This is a genomic window from Tabrizicola sp. TH137 (assembly GCF_002855575.1).
Classification (GTDB): domain Bacteria; phylum Pseudomonadota; class Alphaproteobacteria; order Rhodobacterales; family Rhodobacteraceae; genus Paragemmobacter.
Genome location: NZ_PKRQ01000006.1, coordinates 272,015 through 298,996 on the forward strand (window position 1 = coordinate 272,015; position 26,982 = coordinate 298,996).

General features: G+C 66.7%; 32 protein-coding genes. 18 read left to right on the forward strand and 14 right to left on the reverse strand.

Going from position 1 to position 26,982, the window contains the following annotated elements:
• Positions 1-112: 112 nt before the first annotated feature.
• From C0V75_RS18130 to sctU, 12 genes are all read left to right on the forward strand, one after another.
• Positions 113-814, forward strand: a complete 702-nt coding sequence (locus C0V75_RS18130; RefSeq protein ID WP_101922372.1) for a Crp/Fnr family transcriptional regulator — start codon at positions 113-115, stop codon at positions 812-814.
• Between the two features lie 78 nt (positions 815-892).
• Complete coding sequence (locus tag C0V75_RS18135) at positions 893-1,120, forward strand: hypothetical protein (protein ID WP_101922373.1); 228 nt, start codon at positions 893-895, stop codon at positions 1,118-1,120.
• 1 nt (position 1,121) lies between these two features.
• Positions 1,122-1,451, forward strand: a complete 330-nt coding sequence (locus C0V75_RS18140; protein WP_101922374.1) for an EscF/YscF/HrpA family type III secretion system needle major subunit — start codon at positions 1,122-1,124, stop codon at positions 1,449-1,451.
• 63 nt (positions 1,452-1,514) lie between these two features.
• Positions 1,515-1,946: a hypothetical protein gene (locus C0V75_RS18145; protein WP_158241875.1), complete on the forward strand. Its 432-nt coding sequence runs from the start codon at positions 1,515-1,517 to the stop codon at positions 1,944-1,946.
• Between the two features lie 106 nt (positions 1,947-2,052).
• The gene (locus C0V75_RS18150) at positions 2,053-3,369 is read left to right on the forward strand and encodes a hypothetical protein (RefSeq protein WP_143710449.1); all 1,317 of its coding nucleotides are present in this window, start codon (positions 2,053-2,055) and stop codon (positions 3,367-3,369) included.
• On the forward strand, positions 3,366-3,869 hold the full coding sequence (locus C0V75_RS18155; RefSeq protein ID WP_101922377.1) for a hypothetical protein: 504 nt from the start codon (positions 3,366-3,368) through the stop codon (positions 3,867-3,869). Before C0V75_RS18150 ends, C0V75_RS18155 begins: the two co-directional genes overlap by 4 nt.
• 13 nt (positions 3,870-3,882) lie before the next feature.
• Positions 3,883-5,775 (forward strand): hypothetical protein, encoded by a 1,893-nt coding sequence (locus tag C0V75_RS18160; protein WP_101922378.1) that lies wholly within the window; start codon positions 3,883-3,885, stop codon positions 5,773-5,775.
• Between the two features lie 4 nt (positions 5,776-5,779).
• Complete coding sequence (locus C0V75_RS23065; RefSeq protein ID WP_158241876.1) at positions 5,780-7,363, forward strand: hypothetical protein; 1,584 nt, start codon at positions 5,780-5,782, stop codon at positions 7,361-7,363.
• Positions 7,364-7,374: 11 nt separating this feature from the next.
• Positions 7,375-7,824: a type III secretion system chaperone gene (locus C0V75_RS18165; protein WP_158241877.1), complete on the forward strand. Its 450-nt coding sequence runs from the start codon at positions 7,375-7,377 to the stop codon at positions 7,822-7,824.
• A gap of 84 nt (positions 7,825-7,908) precedes the next feature.
• Entirely contained in the window at positions 7,909-8,817 is a 909-nt protein-coding gene (locus C0V75_RS18170; RefSeq protein WP_101922379.1) for a hypothetical protein, read from the forward strand.
• 45 nt (positions 8,818-8,862) lie between these two features.
• Positions 8,863-9,303: a CesT family type III secretion system chaperone gene (locus C0V75_RS18175; RefSeq protein WP_101922380.1), complete on the forward strand. Its 441-nt coding sequence runs from the start codon at positions 8,863-8,865 to the stop codon at positions 9,301-9,303.
• A gap of 21 nt (positions 9,304-9,324) precedes the next feature.
• Entirely contained in the window at positions 9,325-10,443 is a 1,119-nt protein-coding gene (gene sctU, locus C0V75_RS18180; RefSeq protein WP_101922381.1) for a type III secretion system export apparatus subunit SctU, read from the forward strand.
• A gap of 60 nt (positions 10,444-10,503) precedes the next feature.
• Here sctU and C0V75_RS18185 read toward each other — a convergent pair whose 3' ends face one another.
• The 4 genes from C0V75_RS18185 to C0V75_RS18200 form a co-directional block, all read right to left on the reverse strand.
• Positions 10,504-11,115, reverse strand: coding sequence for a periplasmic heavy metal sensor (locus C0V75_RS18185; RefSeq protein WP_101922382.1), 612 nt, complete (start codon positions 11,113-11,115; stop codon positions 10,504-10,506).
• A 3-nt stretch (positions 11,116-11,118) separates the two neighbouring features.
• Positions 11,119-11,529, reverse strand: coding sequence for a dihydroorotate dehydrogenase (locus C0V75_RS18190; protein ID WP_254216518.1), 411 nt, complete (start codon positions 11,527-11,529; stop codon positions 11,119-11,121).
• Complete coding sequence (locus C0V75_RS18195) at positions 11,513-12,121, reverse strand: RNA polymerase sigma factor (protein WP_101922384.1); 609 nt, start codon at positions 12,119-12,121, stop codon at positions 11,513-11,515. Before C0V75_RS18195 ends, C0V75_RS18190 begins: the two co-directional genes overlap by 17 nt.
• Positions 12,122-12,198: 77 nt before the next feature.
• The gene (locus C0V75_RS18200) at positions 12,199-12,735 is read right to left on the reverse strand and encodes an EF-hand domain-containing protein (protein ID WP_254216519.1); all 537 of its coding nucleotides are present in this window, start codon (positions 12,733-12,735) and stop codon (positions 12,199-12,201) included.
• 197 nt (positions 12,736-12,932) lie between these two features.
• Between C0V75_RS18200 and C0V75_RS18205 the strand changes: the two genes are divergently transcribed.
• Positions 12,933-13,346 (forward strand): DUF983 domain-containing protein, encoded by a 414-nt coding sequence (locus C0V75_RS18205; RefSeq protein WP_101922385.1) that lies wholly within the window; start codon positions 12,933-12,935, stop codon positions 13,344-13,346.
• Positions 13,343-13,978: an NUDIX domain-containing protein gene (locus tag C0V75_RS18210; protein WP_371410705.1), complete on the forward strand. Its 636-nt coding sequence runs from the start codon at positions 13,343-13,345 to the stop codon at positions 13,976-13,978. The genes C0V75_RS18205 and C0V75_RS18210 overlap by 4 nt, the downstream gene beginning before the upstream one ends.
• A gap of 235 nt (positions 13,979-14,213) precedes the next feature.
• On the opposite strand, the gene C0V75_RS18215 is transcribed toward C0V75_RS18210, so the two are convergent.
• Complete coding sequence (locus tag C0V75_RS18215) at positions 14,214-15,035, reverse strand: ImuA family protein (RefSeq protein ID WP_254216520.1); 822 nt, start codon at positions 15,033-15,035, stop codon at positions 14,214-14,216.
• Between the two features lie 109 nt (positions 15,036-15,144).
• On the opposite strand from C0V75_RS18215, the gene C0V75_RS18220 reads away from it, so the two are divergent.
• A complete protein-coding gene (locus tag C0V75_RS18220; RefSeq protein WP_101922387.1) occupies positions 15,145-16,188 on the forward strand; it encodes an aldo/keto reductase in 1,044 nt (347 codons plus the stop codon).
• A gap of 17 nt (positions 16,189-16,205) precedes the next feature.
• On the opposite strand, the gene galE is transcribed toward C0V75_RS18220, so the two are convergent.
• The gene (gene galE / locus C0V75_RS18225) at positions 16,206-17,183 is read right to left on the reverse strand and encodes a UDP-glucose 4-epimerase GalE (protein WP_101922388.1); all 978 of its coding nucleotides are present in this window, start codon (positions 17,181-17,183) and stop codon (positions 16,206-16,208) included.
• Between the two features lie 142 nt (positions 17,184-17,325).
• Between galE and C0V75_RS24155 the strand changes: the two genes are divergently transcribed.
• From C0V75_RS24155 to C0V75_RS18240, 3 genes are all read left to right on the forward strand, one after another.
• The gene (locus C0V75_RS24155) at positions 17,326-18,627 is read left to right on the forward strand and encodes a DUF2793 domain-containing protein (RefSeq protein WP_143710450.1); all 1,302 of its coding nucleotides are present in this window, start codon (positions 17,326-17,328) and stop codon (positions 18,625-18,627) included.
• Positions 18,628-18,759: 132 nt separating this feature from the next.
• Entirely contained in the window at positions 18,760-20,064 is a 1,305-nt protein-coding gene (locus C0V75_RS18235) for a UDP-glucose/GDP-mannose dehydrogenase family protein (RefSeq protein WP_101922389.1), read from the forward strand.
• A gap of 71 nt (positions 20,065-20,135) precedes the next feature.
• Positions 20,136-20,651, forward strand: coding sequence for a DUF6653 family protein (locus C0V75_RS18240; RefSeq protein WP_101922390.1), 516 nt, complete (start codon positions 20,136-20,138; stop codon positions 20,649-20,651).
• Positions 20,652-20,772: 121 nt separating this feature from the next.
• On the opposite strand, the gene C0V75_RS18245 is transcribed toward C0V75_RS18240, so the two are convergent.
• The 8 genes from C0V75_RS18245 to C0V75_RS18280 all read right to left on the reverse strand — a co-directional run bounded on the left by C0V75_RS18245 (position 20,773) and on the right by C0V75_RS18280 (position 26,965).
• The gene (locus C0V75_RS18245) at positions 20,773-21,549 is read right to left on the reverse strand and encodes a succinate dehydrogenase iron-sulfur subunit (protein ID WP_101922391.1); all 777 of its coding nucleotides are present in this window, start codon (positions 21,547-21,549) and stop codon (positions 20,773-20,775) included.
• A gap of 3 nt (positions 21,550-21,552) precedes the next feature.
• Positions 21,553-21,849, reverse strand: a complete 297-nt coding sequence (locus C0V75_RS18250; RefSeq protein ID WP_371410706.1) for a hypothetical protein — start codon at positions 21,847-21,849, stop codon at positions 21,553-21,555.
• A complete protein-coding gene (locus tag C0V75_RS18255; protein ID WP_101922392.1) occupies positions 21,846-22,163 on the reverse strand; it encodes a hypothetical protein in 318 nt (105 codons plus the stop codon). The genes C0V75_RS18250 and C0V75_RS18255 overlap by 4 nt, the downstream gene beginning before the upstream one ends.
• Positions 22,164-22,285: 122 nt before the next feature.
• The gene (gene sdhA, locus C0V75_RS18260) at positions 22,286-24,088 is read right to left on the reverse strand and encodes a succinate dehydrogenase flavoprotein subunit (protein ID WP_101922393.1); all 1,803 of its coding nucleotides are present in this window, start codon (positions 24,086-24,088) and stop codon (positions 22,286-22,288) included.
• 14 nt (positions 24,089-24,102) lie between these two features.
• Positions 24,103-24,474: a succinate dehydrogenase, hydrophobic membrane anchor protein gene (sdhD, locus tag C0V75_RS18265; protein WP_101922394.1), complete on the reverse strand. Its 372-nt coding sequence runs from the start codon at positions 24,472-24,474 to the stop codon at positions 24,103-24,105.
• Positions 24,475-24,486: 12 nt separating this feature from the next.
• Positions 24,487-24,870: a succinate dehydrogenase, cytochrome b556 subunit gene (sdhC, locus tag C0V75_RS18270; RefSeq protein WP_101922395.1), complete on the reverse strand. Its 384-nt coding sequence runs from the start codon at positions 24,868-24,870 to the stop codon at positions 24,487-24,489.
• A gap of 195 nt (positions 24,871-25,065) precedes the next feature.
• A complete protein-coding gene (locus C0V75_RS18275; protein ID WP_158241878.1) occupies positions 25,066-25,872 on the reverse strand; it encodes a DUF4344 domain-containing metallopeptidase in 807 nt (268 codons plus the stop codon).
• Between the two features lie 61 nt (positions 25,873-25,933).
• Positions 25,934-26,965 carry a MaoC family dehydratase gene (locus tag C0V75_RS18280; protein WP_101922397.1) on the reverse strand — a complete coding sequence of 344 codons (1,032 nt, stop codon included), beginning with the start codon at positions 26,963-26,965 and terminating at the stop codon, positions 25,934-25,936.
• Positions 26,966-26,982 lie beyond the last annotated feature (17 nt).

Genomic DNA, 26,982 nt, shown 5'->3' on the forward strand with positions numbered 1-26,982 from the left:
GTGAAAACTGCATGACATCTGCGGAATTCGCCCAACCTATCCCTTCGATATCCTTGAGAATGCAACCATTCTGAAATAGGCTGCACCCTGTAGCGAGTGTGTGGTTCCTCGGGTGTATGTAAACGATTCCAAGATCGCCCTGATCGGGCTCTCGGCACTTGGCCGGGACGTGGTGGATTTCATCCGCCCGCATATGTCGGCCCAGCACTTCCAGGCCAACAGCGTCATCTATTTCCAGAATGATCCCACGCACTGCATCTATTTCCTGACCCGCGGCTATGTCCGCCTCTCCTATATCGGCGAGGATGGCGTCGTCACGCTGCACTCCATCGTCCCGCCCGGGCGCTCCTTCGGCGAGGCGGGGGCCTTCGATGGCGAAGGCTTCGTCGATACCGCCTTCACCGCCACCCAGACCGAGGTGATGGTCCTCAACCTCGGCTGGCTGAACGATACCTCGCCTCCGGCGGCCCGGATGCAGGGCCATGTCGCCCGCCTGATCGGGCGGCGTCTGCGCGACCATATGGAATTCACCCGCGCCCTCTACCGCCCCGTCCTGATGCAGCGCCTCTCCCATTCCCTGCTGCGCCTGCTCGACCTGATGGGAAACGAGATACGCTTCCGCGGCGCGATGTATCGCTGCCTCGGTCCCGTGGTCACCCAGCGCGACCTCGGCTCCATGGCGCGCGGCACGCGCGAGAACGTCAACAAGATGCTCCGCAAATGGCATGACGAAGGCATCCTCGCGCTCGAGGATCGTCACATCATCGTCCTCGATGAAGACCGGCTCCGGAACCTGACCCTCTCCGAAGCCTGACGCCGGCCAGAGGTGTCAAACGGCACAGGCCAGCCACCTGCGTAACGTCATAGTAACCCTGCGTGATTGGGAGGCGGCATGACCGACGGCGTGGTGTTCACGGATCTGGAAGACGGGCTGTTCGGCCCCGATGGCACCAGCGTCCTGCGCATGACCGCCGGGCGGATCATCGCTCTTCGTCAGGCCGTGTCGGCGCAGATCGACGACGGCCTGCCCCCCGAAGACTCCATGCGCTCCAGGCACGCGCTTGCGGCCATCGACGCGGCCGAGCGCATACTCATCCACCTGACCCATAGCGGAGACTGACATGACCACCACCGCCAACTTCATCAACCTGACAGGGAATGCCGCACCGGGCAGCGGTCTCGCCACCAACCCCGTGGCCTATTCGCGCACCAGCTATGAAACCTATGACGGCTTCGATCTGATCTGGCGCCAGGAATATCTGCAAACCCAGATCCGCGAGATCGAGAACGACATCCGCGAAATCGAACTGAACGCGAACCTGTCGGATACCGAAAAGATGTATGCGATGCAGATGGCGATGAACACCTGGTCGGCGGTCACCAACCTGCGCACGAACATCATGAAGAGCGTGTCCGACACGCTCAAGGCCATCGTCCGCAACGTCGCCTGACCAAGGGCACCGCGCAGGATGAAGGGGGTGGTCCCCAGCCACCCCCTGACTGCGTCGCCGGGCATGGATCAGCCGGACCCGACCGCCCCCCCGCTCCCCGTGCCAACCGGCGCGGGCATCTCCATTCCGCGCCAGCAGGTGGATTACCTTCTCCTCGCCGTCCTCGTCCGCATCCAGCATCTCCGCCATGCCGAGGCGCGCACCCTGCTCGACGCGCTCCTCGCGCTCGGCCATCGCACGACCGAGGTTCTGATGGCCAAGGCGGTGGTGGAAAACGAACTGGGCAACCATGCCGAGGTGCTGGCGATCCTGACACAGCTCGACCGGATCGACCCGCCGCAATTCCGCGAAGGGCGCAAGGCCGATCCCCGCGTCCGGATGCGCAGCTTCCTGCAAGCCCGCGCGACCTATGCCCTGCATGGTGAACTCGATGCCGAAGGACGGGCCGCGCTGGATTTCTACCTCCGGCAGGGCCGGACGGGCCAGGGCCCCTGACCGGACCCGGATCGCCCGTACCGGATCAAGAGTGACGTTCATTACAGGCGGCACCGGGTTTCGCCCCTATGGTCGCCCCAGACGTGCCGCTTTCGGAGGTTGACCAGTGTCGATACAGATCACATCCGGCGTGGGCGGAACCGTTCCCACCCAGACCGTCCTCCCCACGACGGGGACGACGGCAACCGGCACGACAGGGACCGTCCTGCCCCAGTACAATCTCGAATTCGCCGGCCTGACCCGCGCCTCGGCCCTCGGCCTTGCCCCGCCCAGCAGCGCAGGCGACCTCGAAATCCTCTTCGCCCGCATCTCCAGCGCCCTCAAGGACACGCTCGGCGAATTGTCCGAACTGGATGACCTGGCCAAGGCCGAACGCTTCCGCGGCCGCCTGGGCGAGGCGCTGGCAGCCTTCGATCAGATGGTCCGCTGGGGCCAGACCATCGACATCAACAACGAGAACATCCGCAACCAGAACGACATCGAGGCGCGGGAAATCGTCATCCGCGACGAAGCCACCGCCACCCGCACGAACCTGCAATCGCAGCGCGGCTCACTGCAACAGCAGATGACCGACAACAACAATGACATCAAGACCTTCACCAACCAGATCAATTCCCTGAGTTCGGAACGGCAGCCCCTCCAGACGGAAAACAACAACAATGCATCGGAACGCCAGCAACTCGTAAACCAGCGTTTCGCCCTCAACCTGAACCCGGTGCAGAACGCAGCAGCCATCGCCCTCATCGACGCCCGCATCGGCGAAATCGACGCGCGCTCCATCGTGCTCAACGATCTGATCAAGCAGATCGACGACGAAACCACCTCCCTGGCAAATCAGATCGGCCAGAAAAACGCAGCGAACCAGAGCCTTCAAACCCAGATCGACACGCTCGACACCCGGATCAACGCCGCGACCGAGACCATCAAGCAGGCCGAGGCAAACATCGCCGCCGCCGACAAGTCCCGCAAGGCCAGCCAGGAGGTCATCCGTATCACGGGCGGGTTGATGGAGGCCTTCATCTCCAGCACCATCGAACTCATGCTGGTCACCTCCGGCAAGACGCGCAGCGACATGGGCCGCGACGCGGGCCAGATCACCGTGGAAGGCGACTTCTTCGAAACCCTCCTTCAGGACATGGCCCGCGCCCTGGTCGGGCTCGGCGCCGCGCTGAGCGAACAGCAGCTTGGTTCCGATGTCGTGCTGCACACCAGCGGCGCGGGGCTGAACCAGACCCAGTCCACCCCCGATCGTTTCGGCCAGCTTTCCGCCCCCGTCGCCCGCGCCATCGCCTTTGCCGGCATGATCGCCGGTGTCCTGGGTGCCGTGGCCGATCTGCTGAACAACCTCACGCGCGGTCTGGGGATGCAAACGGCGGGCAGCTTCGCCACGGCGGGCGAACCGAGGCTGAGGGTCGGCCTGTGACGGCAGCAGAGCCCGATCCCATCCTCGCCGCCGCCAACCGCCGCCTGGCCGAGGTGGAGGCTGTCGTGCGCGATCTGGGCGACGCCATCGCCCGGATCCACCGGGAACGCCGCCGCGTCCTCCCGTCGGATTGGGACACGCTCTTTCGCCAGATCCACAGCCTGTTCCTCGACCTCGCCGCCCATCCTTTCCTTGCCGGCGACAGCCATGCCGAAATGCTGCTCGCCCGCATGGCCGCCTCTTCCGATCTCGAGGAATTCGACAAAAGGGTCACCGACCTGGGCGACTATGTCGCCGGAAAACTGGCCTATAACGCGGCGCTCAAGGCCCTGCGCGACGGGCGCGAACCCGATCCGGCCGATCTCATCCCGCGCCACTTCGGGGCCTCCGCCCCCGGCGCGGGGCGGGTCGTGGCGCAATTCGGGCCGTCAGGCAGCGATTTCGCGCTTTCGGACGAACCCGCGCCCGCCCGCGCCCGGCGCGGCATCCTGCGGCTTTAGGGGGAACAGGAACATGCCCACCGATACCTTCTGGTCCAATCCCAACCGGCAGACGCCGCAGCAAAGCGTGATCACCCTCGACAGTCTCGGCGACCTTGAGGACGGGCCGATGGGCCAGCTTCCCGGCACCACGGCGGGGGCCATTCCCACCACCTATCTCTCCTCGGCGCGGACCGTCTATCCCTGGACCCTTGACTTCACCGATGCCGACCGGCTCGCCCAGTACAACACGCTCGTCTCCACCCAGTTCGCGCAGTTCTCAAGCTGGCATTCGCTGTTTCAGGCCCGGTATATCTCTCAGCTTCCGAACGGGTCGCAATTCGTCTCCATCCCGGCCTCGCCCACCGCCGGGACGCCGCCCGATGCCTATTACATCCTGCTCAGCGACAACCGCACCGTCCTCAACGTCATGAGCCTGACCCTGGCCGATTACCAGAAGCTGTCTCTGACGGACCAGCAGCGTCTGCAATCAGTGCAGCCCTTCATGGATTTCGTCCGCACGACTCTGGGCCTGGCGATCAAGGGCAGCAGCAGCGATACCGTCAACAGCGCCATCGCCGAATTGCGCAGCCTGATCGGCACGCCCCCGACCACGATCCCCTTGCCGCCCGCCTATACGATGTCCGATGCAGACAGGGCCGTCTTCCACAGCCAGCTCGACCTGATCGCTCGGCGCTATGCCAATGCCTCCCTCGTCGCCGTCGAAAACATGCAGTCGGAGATTGGCGCCCTGTCCGAACGCTTCAAACGCGCCCTAATCTTCAGCGAAGTCAAAGACGAACTCACCCTGCAAACCAAATTCGTCAACGACCGGGGCGATGACGATTACAAGGAAGCCGTGCTCGAAAGCGATGTCAGGGGTTGGGCCATCTCCTCCGACAACTCTCAGACCGTGAGGTCCGGCTATCAGGCCTTCATGCGCGCCGAACGGGAAATCCTCAGCGCCCAGTTGCGGCGCGACGCGATCAGCCGCACCACCGGCATCTACGACCCGAAGATGGATGCCGCCCAACTCATCTACCAGCTTCAGCTTCTCTACCAGGCCGAGGCCGAGGCCCGCGGCGATGCCGGCACCGAAGAAATGGCACAGCTACACCGCCTGCTGTCGGATTACGCGATCATCCAGCGGCTCGTGAATGAAACGCTCAAGGCCTACAACCCCAAGGAGGCCGCGGAAGAGCGGCGCTTCATGAACCTCGGCGCGCAGGCCAATGGCAATGTCCAGGCCAATGCTGCGGCCCAATCCGCGCGGGACAGTTCGGGAAACAACTACATCCAGTACACGTTCTTCGCGAATTCCTCGGCCAATTGGTCTGTCTGGACCACCCCGCCGAACGACTCCGACGGCTTCGATCACGCCCCTGCCTATCACTGGTACATGCTCGCCGGAACCGAAGACAATGCCCGCATCGGCGACGGCCGGATCTACCAGTTCAGGGGAGATGATCCCGGCTACATCGAATCCAACGATGCAGACGATTCCATCAACGGCGAGGTTTACAACTACTTCGCCCCGGACGAATCGAACGTCTTCGTCCGCTCGGGCGGGCTCACCGCGGAAGAAATGCGGATCGTCGGCATGTTCTCGAACGATTCCTGGGGTTCCGGCGACGGTGGCCGTTATCAGGCCCACCCGATAGAACTCCTCTATGGCGCGACCCGGCCACGCACCAACCTCTCGGATGACACCAATGAAGGCTATGGCAGCCTCGCGCTGCAACGGCGCGACTATTGGGACAAGTGGTCATCCCAGCTTGCCGATACCGTCACCATCCTCAACCAGAAGAACCAGCTCAAGCAGAACGACATCGAAAACGACACAAAGCAGGGCAACCGCCACTTCGATCTCGGCACCAACGCCCTGCGCAAGATGAACGAGATGCTCATGTCCATCGGCCGGATGTGACGCGATGCCCGCCGATTCAACGCTCTGGGAACGGATGGGGTTCAACGGCGCCTCTGCCCTCGGGATCACCGGGGTGGACACGCGCCCCTACACGCGCCTCTCCGAAGGTGCCAACGGCATGGCCCAGAAGGTGCTGGACGATGCCGCCGCGATCTTTCCGGAATTCGACGGCCTCACCCAACTGGCCCTGCCGCTGCCCGCAGACTATGCCAGCCCCAGCCTCGCCTCCTTCCTGAACTGGCACAGCGCGCATCAGGTGCAATACCTCAAGGATCAGGCCCCGAACTGGACGGCGGGCGATCTGCGCCTCCTCACCTTCGGCACGTCGGTCGATCCGACGCAGAACGAAACCTTCCTCCTCACTGCCGATGGCAAGCAGGTGCTGCGCATCGCCACCCTCCAGCCAACCGAAATCGCCCGGCTTGCTCTCGCCGATCAGGAACGGCTGGCCATGCTCCCCGCCTTCCGCGAGCTGCATGCCAATCCGATGGGCCTCTGGCCTGCCGACGATATCTTCAACCTCGCCGCCAGCGGCGGCACCGCCCCCCCGGCCACGGTGGATGAGGCGCGCGCCCGCATCGAAACAGAGATCCTCGCCCCGTTCGAAACCCTGGTCCTCGCCGCCGCCGATCCCACCCGCCGCAACGAAACCATCACCGCCGAAAACCTCGCCGCGCTCTACCCGAACCTGTTCCTCGACCAGATCGCCTCGCTCCGCCGCCGCCTGGACCGGATGGCCGTCTTCAACCCCGACGTCATCAGCCAGATGGTCGCCGACCTGAACACCCGCTTCACCCGCCTCCAGTCCTATTCCACCGTCACCCCGCCCGGCACCACCGATGCCACCAGCCGGCTCACCACCTCTGTCAACAGCATCGACAATCTCGCCGGCATCAACCGCGCGCTCCAGATTTTCCTGCAATCCGAACTGCGTCAGCGCGACATCCTCGCCACCAACGACGTCATCGTCTTCGACGGCACCTTCCAGAACCGCGCCGTCGATACGCCCCTCATGGTCTTCCTCTTCCAGACCCAGGAAAACTATTCCGACGAAGCCGATGCCCAGGCCCGCAGCGAAGAGTTGAACCAGACCAAATCCCTGCTCGAAGCCTATGCCAAGATGCAGCAATTCGTGAATGACACGATCCGCAGCTTCGATCCGACGCAATTCCAGAAGGACAACGAAAACAACCCCGACGCCGTCGAACGCAAGTCCTTCATGAACGTCGCCAACACCGCCAGCCTGAACCTTTCGACACAGGACCTGCTGGTCGTCTCGATGTTCGACCGCACCTTCGCCCCGGCGAATGGCAACAGCTTTCTGCCCATCGAACGCGAAACCAATTCCACCCGGCCGACCTTTCCCATCACCAACCCTGCCGCAAGCAGCGTTCTGGTCGCCTATACCCAGCAGGAATGGGATCTCTTCTCGCAGGACCTTTCCAAGATATCCAAGGTCCTCAGCGCCGACAGCGAGGCGCGGATGGATGCGATCAACCGGGTCGCCAAGGAAAAGAACCGACATTACGAACTGGCGACAGAAACGGTGACGAAGATGACCGAAATCCTGCGCTCGATCCTGAACTGAAGGAAGGCCCGATGCGAACGATGCATGCCGCCCTCGCGGCAGTGGCCGACAGGCTGGGTCTCGCGCAGATCCAGCCGAATGCCGACGGCTTTGCCGAAATCGTCGTGGCCGATGTCCTGCCGATCTTCCTCCGCCAGGCCGACGAATACGAACTGGAACTGTCCGCCCGCCTGACAGAACTCGACGACCACCTCTCCCCCGCCCTGATCACAGAGCTGATGCGCTGGAACGCCCGCTTCCACGGCCTGCGCTTCGCCCTCGAAGCGGATCGGCCCGGCATCGTTCTGGGCCGCCGCCTCGACATCCGCACCCTCGGCGAGGCCCGCATCGCCGAGGCGGTCGAAGCCTTCCTCTACGCCGCCGCGGACTGGCGCCGCCACGGGGCCGAGGCGCTGGTCCAGCGTGTCATGCGACACGGGCAGACCGGGGGAGAGGCCTTTCCCCCCGGTTTGCGGCTGTGACCCATATCATATGACACAGGGCAATCCATTCCCCGGCGGCAAGGTGGCAGGAACAACCATGCGCGTTCAGCAGTGGGTAAATCCGTGACCGGCAACATCAAGGGCCCCGAGAGTCCCCGCCTTCCCCCGACCACGGGCAGCACCGCGATCGGCGGTGCGCCGGGGCGGCCGGACCTCGCGCTCGACAGCATCCTGTCACAGCGCGACGGCACCGAAAGGGGCCGCCTCACCACCCGCCTCGGCCCGGGGCAGACGGCACCCTCGGGCGGAACGGAGGCCGGGCGGCGGCTCGATCACCTCCGCAACAGCCTCTCCGATGGCAGCAGCCGCCTCTCCCGGCTCTGGCCCGGTTTCACCGCAGGCACCCTCGGCTTTGCCGCGCTCCTGCGTCAGGTCGCCTCCGGCCCTTCCGGCCCCGGCCAGACCGACAGCCGCGGGGAAATCGCCAATCTCCTGCGCCGGGATCTGCCGGTCGGCGATCTCCTCCGCAGCCTTCCGACCTCCGGCCCCACACCCCTCGCCGATCCTTCGCTGCGCAGCATGGGCCCTGACGATGCTCGCCGCGTCACCGACCTGACCGCCTCCCTGTTCGACCAACTCTTCGGGGCGGAAGGCAAAGGCGGCGGCCTCGTCGACCACCTGCCGCAGCCCGTGCTGACCCGCCTCCGCGCCGAGGCGGAGAAGGTCACCGCCGGTCTCTCCGGCGATGACCGGGCCGAGGCGACCCGCTCCCTCGCCCGCGAGGTGATCTTCCAGCGCGCCCTCCTGCCCGAACTCCTCGGCCTCGCAGGCCGGCCCGACAGTCCCCAAGGCCTCGACGCGGCAGTGCTTTCCCTCCACGCCCTCCTTGGCAAAACCGGCACGGATCGGCTGTCGCCCGACCTCGCCACCGCACTCGCCCCGCTGCAAGGCAGCCTCGACCAGCGGTTCGATGCCGTCCTCTCCACCCTCGGCCTGCCGGGTTTCGGGCCACAGGACGGACCGCAGACATGATCCCCTTGCAGAACATCCCGGCCCGGACCGACGAAGGAAAATACGATGCTGGCCCGTGACGCCATCAGCTTCCTCATCGCGGAACTCGGCCTCTCGACGCTCGGCACAACCGCCGAAGGCGATGCCGAATACCTGTTCGACATGCCCTTCCCCTTTTCCCTGACCGAGATCGACGCCCATACGCTCGCGATCTTCGCCGCCCTCACCCTGCCCGACGACCTGCCGCAAGACCGCCTGCTCCGCCGCCTGCTGGAAGCGAATCTTCAGGGCCTGGAAACCGGCATGGGCGCAATGTGCCTGCGCGAGGATGGCGCGCTCGGCTATCGCGATGTCCTCGACCTGCGCGAAATGACGCTCGAACAGTTTCAACTCCGCTTCATCGACGTCTCGCTCTATTTCGACTTCTGGCGCAGCGAAGGCATCCGCCTCTTGCAAGACGAACTCGGCCGCGACGACCCGCCGGCCGAAGGCTTTCTCCGTCTTTAGCCCCGCGAAAGGTCACGCAGGATGAGCGAGGGCGGCGAAAAGACCGAACAGCCGACACCAAAAAAGGAACGCGACGCCCGCCAGAAGGGCCAGGTCGCCCGCAGCCAGGAGGTTGTGACCACCATCTCGATGTTCGGCACCATCGCCGTGATCCTCGCCATGGGCGGGGTGATCTGGAACCGCCTCATTGTCCTGATCGACCAGATCGCCGCCATCGCCGCCCGCCGCGAAAACGTCTCGCTCAGCGAAGGGCTGGCCCTGACCTGGGATATGGGCGTCGCGATAACGCTGCCGATCCTTGCCACGGTGATCTTCCTCGCCATCGCCTCGAACATGATGCAGTTCGGCGTCCTCGCCTCGCTCGAGGCGGTCCAGCCGAAACTCGAACGCATCTCCCTCATCGGCGGGTTCAAGCGCATCTTCTCGGGCAAGCAACTGGTGGAACTGCTCAAATCCATCCTCAAGATCGTCTTCCTGACGGTCCTGCTCTACTACGTCCTGAACGAGGCGATCGGTCCCTTCATCTCTGCCGTCTCCTGCGGGATGGACTGCATCGCCACCGTGACCGACAGCGTCACCCGCCGCATCCTGCTGATCTCTGCCGTGGCCTTCGTGATCGTGGGCGTCGCGGATTTCTACTATCAGCGCTACGCCCATACCAAATCGCTGATGATGTCCAAGGAAGAGATCAAGCGCGAATACAAGGAAAGCGAAGGCGACCCCCATGTGAAGGGTCACCGCAAGCAGGTCGCCATGGAACTGGTGATGAGCGACGGCCCCTCCCAGGCCCGCAAGGCCAGCGCGTTGATCGTCAACCCCACCCATCTTGCCATCGCCCTGCTCTACAAGCCCGGCGAAACCCCGCTTCCCGTGGTCAGCGGCAAGGGCGCGGGCACCCTCGCCGTGGATATGCGGGCCGAGGCGGAACGCGCCGGCGTCCCGATCTTCCACAATGTCCCGCTCGCCCGCCACCTCTATGCCGATGCCGAACTGCACGGCTTCATCCCCGAGGATGTCTTCGACGTGGTGGCCGAAATCCTCGCCTGGGTCGCAAGGAACGAGGCGCTGCTCTACAAGGGTCCGCTCCCGCATGGCGATATCGACATGCTGCGCGGCGACCACCGCCCCCCGTCAGGCTGACCCGCCCCTCGCCCGGCCCTAGTCGCCCGCCCCTAGTCGCCCGCCCCTAGTCGCCCGCCCCTAGTCGCCAGCCTCGTCGCGCCCCTGCCCGTGGCCCTCGCCTTCGGCCGCCCCGCCACGGTCATGGCGCTCGCCTTCCGTCAGTGGCCCGCGCCGCAACCGCCGTTCCAGCCGGTCGGCAAAGCCCTGCCGCGCCGCTGGCGACATCTGCGCCAGCCGTTCCAGCATCAGATCCTGCCCCAGCAGGATCCGCTCTTCCATCCGCTCCCGCTGGCCCTGCATCACGCGCCGCGCCAGGTCCACATCGAAAGGCTCGGCCCGCAGGACAACCAGCAGGTCATCCAGATCCGCCCGCATGGCACGGCGCGTGTCGCGCAGATCGGGCATTCGCGACACGAAATCCTCACGCAGCGCCTCACGGTCCGAAGGCGACAGCGCCTCGGTGAAAGGCCCGAAATCCAGATCGCGCACCAGACGTTCGCGCGGCGGGCCATCCCGCAGCAGGGCCCCCGCCACCGCGCCCATGACCAGCAGGTTCAGCGCCAGCGAAACCCCCAGCGCGATCCGGATGCCGCGGCTCGCGCCGCCCTTCTCCCGCGGCGGTTCGGGCGACGGCGCCACCCCGCCCGGCCCGACCCCACCCGCCTTCGCCATGTCATCCGTCCCGGTCATCGCTCAGTTCCCGCTCAGAAAGGCATCGACGCCGGGGATCAGTTCCACCGTCTCCAGCGGCGCGCCCAGCATCGCCTCGTCCAGTCCCGCCAGCCCGGACGGCTGTGCGAAACCGATGTAAAGCCCCGCCGCCGCCGCCGTCCCCATCCCGGCCAGCGCCCCGGCCCCGCCCAGCGCCCAGACCAGCCGCGCCCACAGCGCCCGGCCCGGCCGCCGGACCGGCGCGAAAACCGGGGGCGAGGCCGGAACCGCCGCCGCCCGTGGCTGTTCGGCCAGAGCATCGGCCAGAACCTGCGCCATCAGCGCCTCGGAAGGCGCAGGTGTCGCAGCCCGTGCCGCAGCGAAGAGATCGTCCAGACCCCCCTCTGCCGCCCCCCCGTCCTTGCGCGTCATCCCGTCATTCCTCGCCGTCATAACCCAGCTCCTCGCGCCGCCCCGACAGGATTGCCGTCAGCGCCCGTTTGGCGCGGGCGGTCAGACTTTCCACCGCCTCCACGCCGATGTCCATCACGGCGGCGATCTCGGGATTACCCAACCCCTCGATATGCCGCAGCACCACCGCCTGCCTCTGCCGCTCCGGCAGCGCCGCCAGCGCCGCCTGCAAGGCCCCAAGGCGATCCGCCTCGATCATCCCCGCCTCGGCCCCCCTGGCGCCATCCGGCACCTCCGGCGCCTCGTCCAGCGCCGCCGCAGGCCGCCGCCGCCGCGCCCGCAACCGATCGGTGCACAGGTTGGTCACCACGCGGTACAGCCAGGTGGACACCTGCGCCTCTCCCGCGCGCCAGCCCGGCGCCGCCCGCCACAGCCGCAGCATCGCCTCCTGCGTCACATCCTCGGCCTCGGCCGCATCGCCAAGCAATCGGCCCGCATAGCCCAGCGCCCGCGGCACCAGCCGCAGCGTCAGAACCCGCGCCGCAACCGGATCGCCCGCCGCATAGCGGGCAAGAACCACCTCGTCCGAGGCGGCGGCCAGGTCTTCGGCCTGCATGTCGCGGGGCATGTCCATCCTGCCTCGGGCTTAACGGGTCAACCGGCGCGGCGCAAATGGCACGCGCCCCGCAGCGGGGGCGCGTGCCGCTTGGATCAGTCGCCGAAGAACCAGCGATGGCCGCCCTTGCCGCCATGCCCGCGCCCCTCGCGCATCTCGGCCATCTCGGCGCGCGCAGCCTCGATCTCCGCCTCGGTCAAGGCGCCGTCGCCATCGGCATCGGCCATCCCGAACATCCGGTCCGGCGCGGGGCGCGTGGCCAGTTCCGCCGCCGTCAGCGCGCCATCGCCATCGGCATCATGCCGCTCCACCATCCGCGCCGCCATCTCGTCCGCCCGGACCTGCATCCGCTTCAGATGCATCGCCGACAGTTCCGCCGCCGACAGCTTGCCATCCTTGTCGGCATCCGCCGCCGTCACCTCCGCCGCGCGGAAGGCGTCGATCTCGGCCTGCGTGACCTTGCCATCCTTGTCCGCATCCATCGCCGCGAAATCCATCGCGCCAAAGCCCATGCCCGGCCCCATGCCCATCGGTCCCTCGCCCATCCGGTCCGCCATCGCGGCGGTCGACAGGCTTGCCCCGGTCACGGCGGCCAGGGCCAGAACCACAAGGGCGTTGCGTTGCTGTGTCATCTCGGGTCTCTCCTTGTCGCGGGCAGGCGCCTCTGCCGCCCTTCTGACCATCAAACGCCCAGCGAGGCCGGTTCCGTCGCCGCCGCGCGCAAAAATCCGCAGGCCTCCGCCGCTGTGGCGATCTGTCCCCTCCCCCGGACGGGGGTCGCTGCGCTAGCAAGGCGCCTTCGGCCCTCTCCCGGCCCCTTGGTGACCTCATGCCCGACGGACAGTTCCCGCAGGATGACCTGCGCGAAGACCTTCTCGAAGACCGCCCGCTCGGCCAGGCCATGCTGCGCGGCTGGCGGCGGCGCTGCCCCTGCTGCGGCGCCGGTCCGATGCTGCGCGGCTATCTCAAGGTCCGCGAAAGCTGCCCGGTCTGCGGCGAGGCCTTGCATCACCAGCGCGCCGATGACGGCCCGGCCTATCTGACGATCCTGATCGTAGGCCATCTGATGGCCCCCATCATCCTCTGGGCCTTCACCACCTGGCGGCCCGATCCGCTGATCCTCGCCTCGATCTTTTCGGTAGGCACGGTGGCGCTCTCGCTCTACCTTCTGCCACGTCTGAAGGGGGCACTGGTGGCGGTGCAATGGGCGAAACGGATGCACGGATTCGGGGGCAGGCAGTGACCAAAGCGGCAGTGGCAGAGCCGATCCGCCCCGCCGCGACCACGGTCCTCTTGCGCCGCACGCCCGACGGACCGCAGGTCCTGATGGGCCAGCGCGGCGCGGGCGCGGCCTTCATGCCGTCGAAATACGTCTTTCCGGGCGGCGGCGTGGACCCGGCCGATCACCGCCCCCTCGCCCCCGGCCTGCTTGCCCAGCCCTGCATCGCGCGACTGGGCCAGCACCTGCCCACCCCCGCGCCCTCGCCCGCCGCCCTCGCCGCCGCCGCGCTGCGCGAATTGCAAGAGGAGACGGGTCTCACCCTCATCCCCGCCCCGGAAGGCGAGGATACCCCCGCGCTGCGCTTCATCTTCCGCGCCATCACGCCGCCCGGCCGCTCCCGCCGCTTCGATGCGCGCTTCTTCCTGATCGAGGCCGACCGCATCGCCGGCGACCCCGAGGATTTCTCCGCCGCCTCGGACGAACTCTCGCATCTGCACTGGATCGGCACGGGCGAGGCGCGCGCCCTTGACCTGCCCTTCATCACCGAGGTCGTGCTGGCCGAGATCACGGCCTTCGCGGCAGGCCATCCCGACGAAGGCACCCCCTTCTTCGACAATTCCGGCCCCATCCCGACCTTCCGCCGCCTGCGCTGATCCCGCGCCGCGTGAGGGGACAAAGACCGCACTGCCCCTTCATCTTGGCCCAAATACTCACCTCCGACGCAGCCCCCCGCACCACGCCTGCCCCGAAGAACACCCGTAGGGCGGGGTTCACCCCGCCACCCCCTCCATCACCGCCACGCCCCCCCTCGCGGCGCAGCACCCAGGCCGCAGGCCCCGCGCCCCGAAGGATACCCGTAGGGCGGGGTTCACCCCGCCACCCCCTCCATCACCGCCCGCCCCCCCTCGCGGCGCAGCACCCGGGCCGCAGGCCCCGCGCCCCGAAGAACACCCGTAGGGCGGGGTTCACCCCGCCGCCCCCTCCATCACCGCCCGCCCCCCCTCGCGGCGCAGCACCCGGGCCGCAGGCCCCGCGCCCCGAAGAACACCCGTAGGGCGGGGGTCTCCCCGCCGCCCCCTCCATCACCGCCCGCCCCCCCTCGCGGCGCAGCACCCAGGCCGCAGGCCCCGCGCCCCGCGCGCGCTCCCGCTCCAGCCGCCACATCGCCCCCCGTTCCTCCAGCAGCGACGACTCCGACGGCAGGGGCGCCATCCTCCAGCGGCTTTCCACCCCCGCCGCGCCCTCCTCGCCCCCCGTCAGCATCACGCCCAGAGGCACGATCCCGCGCCCTGCGTGATGCGCCGCCTCCGCCCCCGCCTCGGCGGCCAGTTGCAGCCGCCGCACCGGGGTCAGCCCGGGCGCGGCAGGCATCTCCGCCACCACCAGAGGCACCGCGCCCGACCGCAGCCCCTCTTCCATCGCCCAGAGGATATCCTCCACCCGCCGCGCCCGTGCACAGATCAGCCGTGACGGGTCGGCAAAGGTCGCCACACCGTCGGGATAGATCCGCTCCGCCTGCCAGCCGGGGGTGATCCACAGCACCGGCCCCCTGCACTCCGCCATCACCTGCACCGCCAGCGCCACGCGCGACGGGCCGCGAAACTCATGCACCCGCCCGCGCGCCAGCCCGATGCCCGCCGCCGCCCCGCCGGGCATCGGCACCATCCCGCGCGCGCGCGGCCCATGATCGGACAGGATCGACAGACTCATGCCCATGATCCTATCATGTTCACCATTCGTTCTCAATCCGCAGCCGCACCCCCCTTGCCCCCGCCCCACCCGCCGCTAGGCTTGGCGGCAACGGAAAGGATGCCTCACCATGAAACAGATCCGCCTCGGCGAAACCGACCTGACGGTCTCCGAACTCTGCCTCGGCACCATGACCTGGGGCACCCAGAACAGCGAAGCCGAAGGCCATGCCCAGATGGACCTGGCCCTCGATCACGGCTGCACCTTCTGGGACACGGCGGAAATGTATCCCGTGAACCCGATCAGCGCCGAAACCGTCGGCCGGACCGAGGAAATCATCGGCACCTGGCTCGCCTCCCGCAAGGGCCGCGACCGGGTGGTGATCGCCACCAAGGTCACCGGCGAAGGGCAGAATGCCGTCCGCGACGGCGCCCCCATCACCGGGGCCACGATGCGCGCCGCGGTCGATGCCTCCCTCAAACGCCTCCAGACCGACGTGATCGACCTCTATCAACTGCACTGGCCCAATCGCGGCAGCTACCATTTCCGCCAGATCTGGGACTACGACCCCCGCCCGCTCGACAAGGCCGAGGTGACGGCCCACATGCTCGACATCCTCCACACCGCCGCCGATCTGATCCGCGCGGGCAAGATCCGCCACATCGCCCTGTCCAACGAATCCGTCTGGGGCACCGCCCGCTGGCTGCATCTGGCCGAGATGCACAACCTCCCCCGCATGGCCACGGTGCAGAACGAATACTCCCTCCTCTGCCGCCAGTTCGACAGCGACTGGGCAGAGCTTTCGGTCGCCGAAAACCTCCCCCTCCTCGCCTTCTCGCCCCTCGCCACGGGGCTGCTCACGGGAAAATACGCGGGCGATGTCATCCCCGACGGCTCGCGCCGCAGCGTGAACCCGGCGCTTGGGGGCCGCGTCACCCCGCAGGTCTTTCCCGCCGTCGCCGCCTATCTGGGCATCGCCGCGCGCCACGGGCTCGACCCGTCACAGATGGCCATCGCCTTCTGCCGCCAGCGCCCCTTCCCCTGCATCCCGATCTTCGGCGCGACCACGCTCGACCAGCTCCGCATCGCCCTCGGCGCAGCGAACCTCACCCTCTCAGACGATGTGCTGGCCGAGATCGACACCGCCCACCGCGCCCATCCACAGCCCTATTGACGGGATCGGACCGAGGCTCAGAACCCCGGCCCCTGCGACCAGCGCCAGGCATCGCGGATCATCGCCTCCAGCCCCCGCTCCGGCTCCCAGCCCAGCTCCTCGCGCGCCCGCGCCGATCCGCAGACCAGCGCCGCCGCATCCCCCGCGCGGCGCGGTCCTTCCACCACCGGCACCGCGCGGTTCGTCACCACGCGGGCATGGTCGATCACCTCGCGCACCGAATAGCCCGTCCCCGTGCCAAGGCAGAAGACCCGTCCCCCCTTGCCGCCCTGCAACCAGCGCAGGCCGCGCACATGGGCCTCCGCCAGATCGCTCACATGCACGTAATCCCGCAAACAGGTCCCGTCCCGCGTCGCGTAATCCGTGCCATGCAGCGTCAGCGCCGCCCGCTTCCCCTCGATCGCATCCAGCATCAGCGGAATAAGATGCGTCTCCGGCTCATGCCGCTCGCCCACCTCGCCTTCGGGATCGGCCCCGGCCACGTTGAAATAGCGGAAGATCACCGATTGCAGCCCGTGGCTCGCCCCGAAATTCCCCAGCATCTGCTCGATGGCCAGTTTCGACGCCCCATAGGCATTGATCGGGCGCTGCGGCGTGTCCTCGTTCAGCACGACCCCATCCTGATCGCCATAGGTCGCGCAGGTAGAGGAAAAGACGAACTGCCCCACCCCCGCCGCCACGCAGGCCTCGATCAGGTTCAGCGCCCCCCCCACATTCACCCGCCAGTATCGACCGGGGTCCGACATCGACTCGCCCACCAGAGACAGCGCCGCGAAGTGCATCACCGCCACCGGCTTCCACTCCGCCAGCGCGGCGTCGATGCTGGCGCGATCCATCAGATCGCCCTTGGCCAGCGGCCCGAACTTCACCGCCGCCTCCCAGCCCGTCGAAAGGTTGTCAAAGGCCACCGGCACATAGCCCGCCCGCTTCAACGCCTTGCAGGCATGCGACCCGATATAGCCCGCCCCTCCCGTCACCAGCACATGTTCCGCCAAGGATACGCTCCCTTCTCAATCGCCCCGCGCCGGATGCTATCCGCAGCCGCAGAAGAGCGGTAGCCCCCGCGCGCCGTCTTCGGAAACCGTTCACCATCGCCACCCATCCTCCCGGCAGATCGCCCTGCCGAAAGGAAAACCGATGTCCGATGCGACCCCGCTCCTGTCTCTGCCCCTGATCCTGCCCGCCCAGGCGCAGAAACACGTCACCCATAACGAGGCGCTCCGCCTGCTCGACATCCTCTTGCATCTCGCAGTGCTGGACCGTGACCGCAGCGCCGCACCCGCCCTGCCCGGCGAAGGCGACCGCCATATCGTCGCCCCCGGCGCAACCGGCGCCTGGGCCGGGCAGTCGGGCAAGGTCGCCGCCTTCTGGGACGGGGTCTGGGTCTTTCTCGACCCGCGCGCCGGCTGGCAGGCGCGGGTTCTGGCCGAAGACCTGGCGCTCTGCCATGACGGCACGACCTGGCAGCCCGCCTTCACCGCGCCCGAGATGCAGCCCCGCCTCGGCATCGCCACCGCGCCGGATGCCACCAACCGCCTTGCCGTCGCATCGCCCGCCAGCCTCTTCACCCATGCGGGCCAGGGCCATCAGGTCAAGCTGAACAAGGCCACCCCCGGCGACACGGCCAGCTTCCTGTTCCAGACCGGCTGGTCGGGCCGGGCCGAAATCGGCCTTGTCGGCGAGGATGCCTTCTCCCTCAAGGTCAGCGCCGATGGCACCGCCTTCCAACCCGTCCTCACCGCCGATCCCGCCACCGGCCGCGCCACAATCGCCCGCCCAATGGTCCTGCAAGATCAGGGCACACCGCCCGCAGCCCTGCCCGATGGCGCGCTCTGGCATGCGGATGGCCAGCTTTCCGCCCGCCTCGCCGGCCAGACGCTGCGCCTTGACGGGCAGGGCCATATCCCCGTCCTCACCCCACCCAGCGGCGAGTTGATCCTCTCCACCACCGGCGCAGGCGGCACCACGACCAGCACGGTGGCAGGCTCCGCCGGACGCTTCGACATCTTCCCCTTCCTGCCCCGCGCCGATCTGACGCTCGACCGCCTGCTCGTGAACTGCACCGCCGCCGTCGCCGGCGCCCTCGCCCGCATCGCCATCTATGCCGCCGATGCCCAGGGCCGCCCCGAAACGCTGATCCTCGAAACCGACGATCTCGACCTCGGCACGGTCGGAGCCAAGTCCGCCACCGTCAGCCTCGCCCTCCGGCAGGGGCGCACCGTCTGGCTCGGCCTGCGCCACTCAGCCACCGCCACCCTCTCCACCTGGGCGCCCACCGCCACGCCCGACCTGAACGGCGGCACCGCCCCGGCAACCACCGCGCGCAAGGTGCTGCGCCGCTCGGTCGCCTGGTCCAGCCCCGCCCCCGCCCTCTGGGGCTGGAACGCCGCCGAAATCTCCAGCGCCAACGCCACCGCCATCTGGCTGCGCCAGGCCTGATCCGCCCGCCACTGCGCGCTCTGCCCCAATGTGCCGCGCTGCGGCATTTGACAGCGCGAATCGCCCTGTCCTACACAGGTGGCCCGGAAGGGGCGGCTGGCACGGGGCCAGCGTGAACAAGGTGGCGGGCAGATGAAGATTGCGATGATCGGGACGGGATATGTCGGGCTCGTATCCGGTGTGTGTTTCTCCGATTTCGGCCATGACGTCATCTGCGTGGACAAGGACCCGGCCAAGATCGACCGCCTCCTCGCCGGCGAAGTGCCGATCTTCGAACCCGGCCTTCAGGACCTGATGGCCAAGAACGTGGCCGCAGGCCGCCTGTCCTTCTCGCTCGACCTCGCGCAGGCCGTGGATGGCGCGGATGCCGTCTTCATCGCCGTCGGCACCCCCACGCGGCGCGGCGACGGCCATGCCGACCTGCGCTACGTCATGGCCGCGGCAGAAGAGATCGGCCGCGCCATGACCGGCTACACCGTGGTCGTGACCAAATCCACCGTCCCCGTCGGCACCAACCGCAAGGTCGCCGAAGCCGTCCGCGCCGCCAACCCGACCGCCGATTTCGACATCGCCTCCAACCCCGAATTCCTGCGCGAAGGCGCCGCCATCGACGATTTCATGCGCCCCGACCGCGTCGTCGTGGGGGTGGAGAATGACCGCGCGCAAAAGGTGATGTCCGACATCTACCGCCCCCTCTTCCTGCGCGAATTCCCCATCGTCTTCACCGGCCTCGAATCGGCCGAGATGATCAAATACGCCGCCAACGCCTTCCTCGCGACCAAGATCACCTTCATCAACGAAATCGCCGCCCTCTGCGAACGCGTCGGCGCGGATGTGAAATCGGTGGCCAAGGGCATCGGCCTCGATGGCCGCATCGGCAACAAGTTCCTGCATGCCGGCCCCGGCTATGGCGGCTCCTGCTTTCCCAAGGACACCAAGGCGCTCGCCCGCATCGGGCAGGAACATGCGGTGCCCATGCAGATCGTGGAAACCGTCATCAAGGTCAATGATCAGGTCAAGCAGCGCATGCTCGACAAGATCATCGACCTGCTGGATGGCCAGGTGAACGGCAAGACGGTCGCCATCCTCGGCGTCACCTTCAAGCCCAACACCGATGACATGCGCGACGCCCCGTCGCTGACCATCGTTCCGGCGCTGGTGGGCATGGGCGCCAAGGTCCGCGTCACCGATCCCGAAGGCAAGCGCGAAGGCGAGGCACTGCTGCCCCATGTCCGCTGGGTGGACAGTGCCTATCAGGCCGCGCAGGGCGCCGATGTGGTGGTGATCCTGACCGAATGGAACGAATTCCGCGCGCTCGACCTCGAAAAGCTCGCCCGCAAGATGAACACTCCCCGCATGGCCGACCTGCGCAACATCTACAGCCGCAAGGACGCGCTGGCAGCCGGCTTCGACATCTACGAAGGCGTGGGGCGCTGAAGGCTACGCCGGGTCTTGCCCCCGGCGCGCAGCAATCTGCCTCAAGAGTTTCAGCGATGAGAACCTGACCGATGACCACGGAGTCCCGCATCGCAAGCGCCTTCGGTTTGGACGCTGAGGGCTGGGCACGCCACGCCAATCCATGGAGCGGCTGGACCAGATTCACCACCTGTCTGCCACTGCTTGTTCTCGCGATATGGAGCAGGACATGGCTCGGATGGTGGAGCCTCGCACCCATCTCCCTCGCACTCGTCTGGATATGGATAAACCCGCGCGCCTTCGGCCCCGCACGAGACGACAGCGCATGGATCACGAAAGGGGTCTTCGGCGAAAGATTCTGGTCGCTGCGCGCAACAGACCCGGTGCCGGAAAGGCACCGAACACTCCCCCATATCCTGAACGCGGTTGCGCTGCTTGGCCTGCCATTCGTCGTCTGGGGCCTTACCGCCTTGCAGGTCTGGCCCACGATCATGGGCATGGTTCTCATCATCGGCGGCAAGCTTTGGTATATCGACAGGATGGCAATCCTCTACGAAGACATCGTCAAGGATCGCCCCGACAGGCGTTATGCCTCAGCCCACCCATAGACGGGCGCGACTTGCAGCAGACCGCGCCCACCATAAGGAAAACGCCCCGCAGCAGAACCGCAGGGCGCTCTCTCTTCAACACATTCCCAAGGGGCCTTTGCCGCCTCGGTGAAGTCGGTGGTCACACCACCCGCTCCACCATCATCTTCTTGATCTCCGCAATCGCCTTGGCCGGGTTCAGCCCCTTGGGGCAGGTCTTGGCGCAGTTCATGATCGTGTGGCAGCGATAAAGCTTGAACGGATCCTCCAACTGATCCAGCCGCTCCGGCGTCGCCTCATCGCGCGAGTCGATGATCCAGCGATAGGCATGCAGCAGCGCCGCCGGGCCCAGATACTTGTCGCTGTTCCACCAATAGGACGGACAGGAGGTGCTGCAAGACGCGCACATCACGCATTCATACAGCCCATCCAGCTTCTTGCGATCCTCGATCGACTGCCGCCATTCCTTGGCCGGGCGGTTCGTCTTCGTCTCCAGCCAGGGCATGATGCTCGCATGCTGGGCATAGAAATGCGTCAGGTCGGGGATCAGGTCCTTGATCACCGGCATATGCGGCAGGGGATAGATCTTCACATCCCCCTTCACCTCATCCAGCCCATAGATGCAGGCCAGCGTGTTGATCCCGTCGATATTCATCGCGCAGGACCCGCAAATCCCTTCCCGGCAGGACCGGCGGAAGGTCAGCGTCGGGTCGATCTCGTTCTTGATCTTGATCAGCGCGTCCAGAACCATCGGCCCGCAGCTATCCATATCCACGAAATAGGTATCGACCCGCGGATTCTCCCCGTCATCCGGGTTCCAGCGATAGATCTGGAACTTCCGCACATTCTTGCCCTCAGGCTTCGGCCATGTCTTGCCGGTGCGGACCTTGCTGTTCTTGGGCAGGGTGAACTGGACCATGACTTATCCCCTCCATTCCGGGAACGAATAAAGCGGCCGCGTCGGCGGCACGCCTGATTTCTGATAGACGCAGGCATCGAAGACCGCCGAGGGATCACGACCCAGCAGATAATCCGAAGACACTTCCAGCCGCAGCCCGGCCCGCGTGTCGCCGCTGGAGGTGACGCCCGCACTCACCATCCCCCGCGGCTTCGCCGCAAGCTGCGCGCGGTCAAGGCATTGCCGCTCGGCCCGGTCCACCGGGATCGGCCCGCAGGCCGTCAGCAGCAGCAGGGGAAGAAGCCACAGCGCCCGCATCATCCCCCCAGCGCCACGCCATTGGCGGCAAGGCAGGACTGCGTCTCGGGCCGCGCCACGATGGCCCAGACCGTGGCCTCGGTCGAGGTTCCGGCATAGACCCCCACATCCCGCACCAGCGCCTGTATCTCCGCCGCGCTGGCATTCTGCACCACGCACGCCGTGGCGGCCCCCGCCTGCGGTCCGGCCAGCCGGTCATCCACGATGGGCCGCACCACCGTCTCCGCCGTCCGCCGCGCCACCTTGTCGGCCATGTCCTGCGGTGAACAGGCGGCCAGTGTCAGGGGAAGAAGGGCAAGCATCAGGGTCGGGCGCATGGTCGGGCCTCCGGTTGCAGGGATTTCCCGCATCCTGCCACGCCCACGGCCCGCACCGCAGCCCCGCCGCGCCATGGCGCGACCGGGGCGGCGCATCCCCGCCGATGACCGCCCATGCCCCATCAGAACTTCCGCTCCGCCGGGGCGATCTTCTTCAGGCTGATGCCGCCCTCGGCTTCCGTCGTCAGCGGGTCCACATGCACGCCGCGATAGCCCAGCGTCACCTTGTCCCCATCCACCCAGGCCAGCGAGTGCTTGCGCCAATTCGCATCATCCCGGTTCGGATAATCCTCATGCGCATGGGCACCACGGCTTTCGGTCCGCGCATGCGCGCCATAGATCGTGGCCAGCGCATTGGGCATCAGGTTGGCCAGTTCCAGCGTCTCCATCAGGTCGCTGTTCCAGACCAGCGACCGGTCCGTGACCTTCAGATCGCCCATCTTCCCGGCAATCGCGGTCATCTTCCGCTCGCCTTCCGCCAGCGTCGCCTCGGCGCGGAAGACCGCAGCATCCGACTGCATGGTCTTCTGCATCTCCAGCCGCAGCGCCGCCGTGGGCGTCGCGCCCTTCGCATGGCGCATCGCGTCAAAGCGCGTCAGGGCCTTGTCCACCTCGGCGCGGTTCACCGGCGGCACGGGCGTCTTCGGGTCCACGATCTGCCCCGCCCGGATCGCCGCAGCGCGCCCGAAGACCACAAGGTCGATCAGCGAATTCGACCCCAGCCGGTTCGCCCCATGCACGCTCGCACAGCCCGCCTCGCCCACCGCCATCAGGCCGGGGAAGATGCGGTCCTGATCCTCGGCCGAGGGATTCAGCACCTCGCCCCAATAGTTCGTCGGGATGCCGCCCATGTTGTAATGCACCGTCGGCAGAACCGGGATCGGCTCCTTCGTCAGGTCCACACCCGCAAAGATGCGCGCGGATTCCGAAATCCCCGGCAGGCGCAGTTCCAGCGTTTCCTTCGGCAGGTGGTTCAGGTGCAGATGGATATGGTCGCCATTGGCACCAACCCCCCGCCCTTCGCGGATCTCCAGCGTCATGCAGCGGCTGACATAGTCGCGCGGCGCCAGATCCTTGTAATGCGGCGCATAGCGCTCCATGAACCGCTCGCCATTGGCGTTGGTCAGATAGCCGCCCTCGCCCCGCGCGCCTTCGGTGATCAGGCAGCCCGACCCGTAAATCCCCGTCGGATGGAACTGCACGAATTCCATGTCCTGCAATGGCAACCCGGCCCGCGCCACCATCCCGCCGCCATCCCCGGTGCAGGTATGGGCAGAGGTCGCGCTGAAATAGGCGCGCCCATAGCCGCCCGTCGCCAGCACCACCATCTTCGCGTTGAAAACATGGATCGTCCCGTCATCCAGCTTCCACGCCACAACCCCCGTGCAGGCCCCATCCGTGATGATCAGGTCCAGCGCGAAATACTCGATGAAGAACTCCGCATTGTTCTTCAGGCTCTGCCCATAAAGCGTGTGCAGGATCGCATGCCCCGTCCGGTCGGCGGCGGCGCAGGTGCGCTGCACCGGCGGGCCCTCGCCGAACTCCGTCGTATGGCCGCCAAAGGGACGCTGGTAGATCTTCCCCTCTTCCGTGCGGGAAAACGGCACCCCGTAATGTTCCAGCTCATACACCGCCTTAGGCGCCTCGCGCGCCAGATACTCCATCGCATCCGTGTCGCCCAGCCAGTCCGACCCCTTCACGGTGTCATACATGTGCCACTGCCACGAATCCGGCCCCATATTGCCAAGCGAGGCCGCAATCCCCCCCTGCGCCGCCACCGTATGCGACCGCGTCGGAAACACCTTCGTCACGCAGGCCGTGCGCAGCCCCTGCTCCGCCATGCCCAGCGTCGCGCGCAGGCCGGCCCCACCGGCCCCAACCACGACCACGTCATAGTCATGCACTTCATACGGATAAGCCGTCATCTCAGCCCCAAATCTCAAAGCGCGATGCGGACAAGGGCATAGAACCCCGTCGCCATCACCACGTAGGAAAGCGAAATCGCCGCGATCACGAGGGCCTTCTTGGTATGCCCCCGCGCGTAATCCTCGATCATCATCTGCGCGCCCTTGGCGAAATGGCGCATCGACACGAACAGCACCAGCCCCGTCACGATGGCCGGGAAGGGCCGCGCAAAGGTCGCCAGCACCGCCTCATGCCCCTGCCCCAGGGCGCTGCCGAAGATATAGACCCACACCGGCAGCAGGAAGGCCAACGCCACCGCGCTCACCTGCATGTACCAGTGATGTTCGGTCCCGCTATGCCCCGCGCCCTTGCCCATGGCGCGCTTGCGGTCGGTCAGGTAACGCATCCCCCGCCCCCCTTACACGATGATGACGGTAAGGACGGTCAACACGACCGACCCGATGATGCAGGCCCAGCCCAGCTTTTCCGCCGTGGGAATGTCCAGCCCCTTGCCCGCGTCATAGATCAGATGCCGGATGCCAGCCAGGTAGTGATACCACAGCGCCCAGGCCGACAGGGTAAAGACCAGATCGCCGAACCAGCTCGTCGCCACCGCATCCGCAATCGCGAAGTATTCGGGCGAGGTCGCCGCCGCCAGCAGCCACCACACCGCCAGCACCGTCCCCACGATCAGCCCATTGCCGGTGATCCGCGTCAGGATCGAGGTGACAGAGGTCAATTGCGGGCGATAAATCTGCAAGTGCGGGGAAAGGGGCCGCTCGACCCGCTTCACATCAGCCATCTCGGTTCCCTTCGTCGCTGGCTTGCCCGTCCGACAGGACCGGCGGGCGCGCTCTCTTGGCTTTATGACGTGTTTGAATAGCGGTTTTTACAGGCAAGTCACGCTTCAGAACGCCGCAGTTGCAGCATGTTGGCGCTAAATCCGCGAAAATTTTCAGTTTGTGATCACGCGCTGAAAATTCGTGATCACAGTTTTTCACTCACCCGGGGCGCTGGACAGGATATACTCCGCCATCTCGCGGCACATGGTGATGGCCTTCTCTTCCGGGTCATAGAAGGCATTCGCCTCATCGCAGGGGCCAACCCGCACGCCCACATCTTCCGGCAGGGTCCAGATGGAATTCAGATACTCCACCTCCTCCAGAATCGCCGCCTCGACGTAATCCGCAGGCTCCCCCTCGCCCAGCCAGACCAGGGTTTCGCCAGGCCCCGCCGCCTCCAGCTCGTCCAGGAACACGCCCCAGGACGAGGCGGCCATGTCGAATTCCTCCGGACAGGTCACCGCGCGATCCTCGGGCAGGCCGAACTCCACCGCCAGCGCCTCGCGTTCCTCCGGCGCACCGCCGTAATACAGGCAGAGATAGGTGAAATACCGCCGCTCATCCGGCGAATGCACACCCCAGAAGGCCGGTTCATAGCCCGCTTCCGCGCTTTCGGCCGCGCTCGCCGCCCAGAACTGCGCCGCCGCCGCCACCTTCGCCTCCGAGGATTCGGCATCCCACAGCCGGTCGATCATCACGACCGACAGCACATCCGCCGCATCCTCCTCCAGCCCCAGCACCGGCAACTGCATCACGTCGATCAGCGCATGGCCCAGCTCGTGGTAAAAGATCGCCAGCATCACGTCGCGGACATGCCATTCCGCATCCGTCAGCTCCAGCTCCTCCCCCGCAAGGGATTCGCCGTCCGTGCCCTCGGCCGGCCCCTTCACGCCAAGGGTCTGCGCCGCCGCCCCGAAGGCCAGCCACAGGAACAGGATCAGGGACCAGAACACGCGCAACATGCCGGGCATCATGCCGAAAGAAAAACGCCGATCAAGCGGGATTTTGTGATCACAAAGCCCCTCACCGCGGCACCAGCGCCCAGTAATCCAGATCCAGCAGAACCTCGGGCAGGTATTTCCCATCCGCCCCCTTCAAGGCGAAGGGCGCAGCACCCTCCTTCACCGCCACCAGCCGCAGGCGCAGCGCGCCCACCCCGGGCGCCGCAGTCTCCGCCCGATCCAGCACCTCCGACCAGGCCCGCACCGTATCCCCCGCGAAACAGGGGTTGGCATGCGCCCCCGCATTCAGCGCCACGATCATCTGCGCATTGGCCAGCCCGTTGAAACTCAGGGCGCGGGCCAGCGAAATCACATGGCCCCCATAGATCAGCCGCCGCCCATCCTCGCGCTGCGTCACGTCGAAATGCACCTTGGACGTGTTCTGCCACAGCCGCGTCGCCATCAGGTGATCGGCCTCTTCCACCGTCACCCCATCGACATGGTCGATCCTCTCGCCCACCGCGTAATCGGCCCAGCGATGCCGCTCCCCCGCCAGCGCGAAATCATAGCGGCTGAAATCCAGCCGCTTCGGCACGACCAGCGCCTCCGGCACCACGACCGGGGCCAGCGACGGCACCACCGCCCCCGGCGCGGGCGCATCCGCACGGCCCTTCTTCACCATCACCCAGCGGACATATTCCAGCACCACCTCATCGCGCTGGTTGATGCCGCGCGTCCGCACATAGACGACGCCCGACTTGCCGTTGGAATTCTCCTTCAGCCCGATCACCGTCGATTCCGACCGCAGCGTATCGCCCGGATAGACCTGCCCCAGCCAGCGCCCCTCGGCATAGCCAAGATTGGCCACCGCATTCAGGCTGATATCCGGCACGGTCTTGCCAAAGACCACATGGAAGGCGATCAGGTCATCCACCGGCGCGGCAGGCAGCCCGCAGCCGCGGGCGAATTCGTCCGAGGAATGAATCGCCCCCCGCGCCGGATAAAGCGCATGGTAAAGCGCCCGCTCCCCGCCCGAAATCGTGCGAGGCACGGCATGGACGATCGTCTCGCCCAGCCTGTAATCCTCGAAAAACCGCCCCGGATTGGTCTTCATCACCTGTCTCCACCCGC